The organism is Pseudomonas sp. FG47, assembly GCF_057809115.1.
In genome coordinates this window covers 1-2,327 of the sequence record NZ_JBMDJI010000079.1, presented here as the reverse complement: position 1 = coordinate 2,327, position 2,327 = coordinate 1, and the positions used below count along the sequence as shown (strand labels likewise).

The following is a 2,327-nucleotide window of genomic DNA, read 5'->3' as shown; positions in this document are numbered from 1 at the left end:
GGGCCTCGGCCTCTGGCGCGCGGTCCACCTGGGCTTCGATCAGTTGCTGGATCGAACGGTCCAGCGGGTAGTCGACGGCGGTGGCATTCCACTGCCCGACTATTTGCTCGCGCGCCGCATCATCCAGCAACGACAGCCCGGCAAGCGGCTGCTCGGGATCAGCCAGAATGGCATCCAGCAGGCACTGCCAGGCAGCGGCGAATCGCTCGATGGTCGCCCGCTCGAACAGATCGGTGGCGTAGACCATGCTCGCCGCCAGGCCGGCCTCGGATTCGAAGGTGTTCAGCGCCAGGTCGAACTGGGCCGTGTCGTTGTCCCACTCCAGAGTGCGCAACGCCAACGCCCCCAACTGTTGTTCGGCACCCGAGCGCTGCCCTTCGCTCTGGTGGTTGAACATCACCTGGAACAACGGGTTGTGGCTGAGGGTGCGCTGCGGGCGCAGCGCCTCGACCAATTGCTCGTAGGGCAGGTCCTGGTGATCCTGGGCCTGCAATACACGCTGACGCACCTGGGCCAGGAACGCCTTGAACGACTGCCCCGGCTCGATATCGGCCTTCATTACCTGGGTGTTGACGAAGAACCCGATCAGGTGTTCGACCTCCACCCGGCCGCGATTGGCCACCGGCACGCCGACGCGGATGTCGTCCTGGCCACTTAGTCGGTGCAACAGCGCCTGGAACGACGCCAGCAACAGCATGAACAGCGTCACGCCCTCGCGCTGCGCCAACGCCTTGAGGCGCCGCGCCCGCTCCGGCGCCAACTCGATCGCCAGCCGCGCCCCGGCAAAGCGCTGCTCCGCCGGGCGAGCATGATCCAAAGGCAGCTCCAGCAGCGGCTGCTCGCCGCCCAACAGTTGCTGCCAGTAGCCCAACTGCCGCTCACGCTCGCCCGACTCCATCCACTGGCGCTGCCAGGAGGCGTAGTCGGCGTACTGCACCGGCAAGGGCGGCAACTGCGCTGGCCGACCTTCGCGCAAGCCCTGGTACAACGCCACCAGCTCACGCACCAGGATCTGCAAGGACCAGCCATCGGAAACGCTATGGTGCTGGGTCAATACCAGCACATGGTCATGCTCGTCCAGGCGCACCAGCTTGACCCGCAGCAGCGGGCCTTCGCGTAGGTCGAACAGGCGACGCGCCTCGGCCTCGACCAGACGGCGGATCGCCTGATCGCTGCCGTCGCTCAATTGCTCAAGCTCCAGCTGTATCGGCCACGCCGGCTCGATGACCTGCAACGGCTGTTCGCCACTGTCGTCGAAACGAGTGCGCAAGGTCTCATGGCGCTCGACCAGGGCACTGAAGCTGCGCTCCAGCGCCTCGACATCGAGCTCGCCCTGCAAGCGCAAGGCCATGGGTATGTTGTAGGCGCTGCTCTGCGGATCGAGCTGCCAGAGGAACCATTGCCGCTCCTGGGCATAGGACAGCAGCAACGGCTCCTCGGCATGCCGTTTGAAGATCGGGGCGACGCTGAAGAGATTGATGCCTTTTTGCCTGAGCAGCACCGCCAGCGCCTTGCGTTCCTTTGGCGACAGTTGTCCAACCGCCCCGATCAACTCTTGCACACCCGTACTCCTTACTAAGAAATTAGCTTCTCAAGTTCCGCTCCAGATAGACGTTTGAGGGCCTCCAAGGATTTAGCCAATTCATCCTGAAGGGGTTGCAGCGCGCCGCGCAGGGCCTCGACCCGGGCGCAATAGGCGCGCAGGTCGGCAGTGACGAACAGTTCGCGCAGCGGCACCTCGACCGCCAGTTGCTCGCGAATGCGCGCGCTGACCTGGGTGGCCAGCAGCGAATGGCCGCCCAGTTCGAAGAAACTGTCGTCCATGCCGATCTGCTCGATGCCCAGCACCTGCTGCCAGATCTGCGCGATGCCTTGCTCCAGCTCGCCCTGGGGTGCCACGTAGGCGCGCTGGTGCTGGGTCATGTCCGGCGCCGGCAACGCCTTGCGCTCCAGCTTGCCGTTGGGGCTCACCGGCAACGCCGGCAGGTAGATGAAGTGCGTCGGCACCATGTAGTCCGGCAGTTGCGCCTTAAGCACTTCGCGCAGTGCCGCGCTGTCCTCGTCGCCGGCCACCAGGTAGGCCACCAATTGCAGGCTGCCGTTCACCGGCACCGCCAGCACCGCCGCTTCGCGCACGATGGCCTGCTCCAGCAGGCGCGCTTCGATCTCGCCCAACTCGATGCGCAGGCCGCGAATCTTCACCTGGTGGTCGATTCGCCCGCGGTATTCGATCACCCCGTCCGCGCGCTGGCTGGCCAGGTCGCCGGTGCGGTACAGCCGCGCACCGTCACCGAACGGGCTGGTGACGAAGCGTTCGGCGGTCAGCC

Annotated in this window: 2 protein-coding genes; both read right to left on the bottom strand. The window is 65.5% G+C overall.

Features of this window, described 5'->3' with window-relative positions; translation table 11 throughout:
• The coding region (locus ACODS5_RS24600) for a condensation domain-containing protein (protein WP_489109879.1) at window positions 1–1,561 on the bottom strand (1,561 nt) is incomplete at its 3' end.
• Window positions 1,562–1,575: 14 nt separating this feature from the next.
• On the bottom strand, window positions 1,576–2,327 hold a 752-nt coding region (locus ACODS5_RS24595), incomplete at its 5' end, for a phosphopantetheine-binding protein (RefSeq protein ID WP_489109878.1).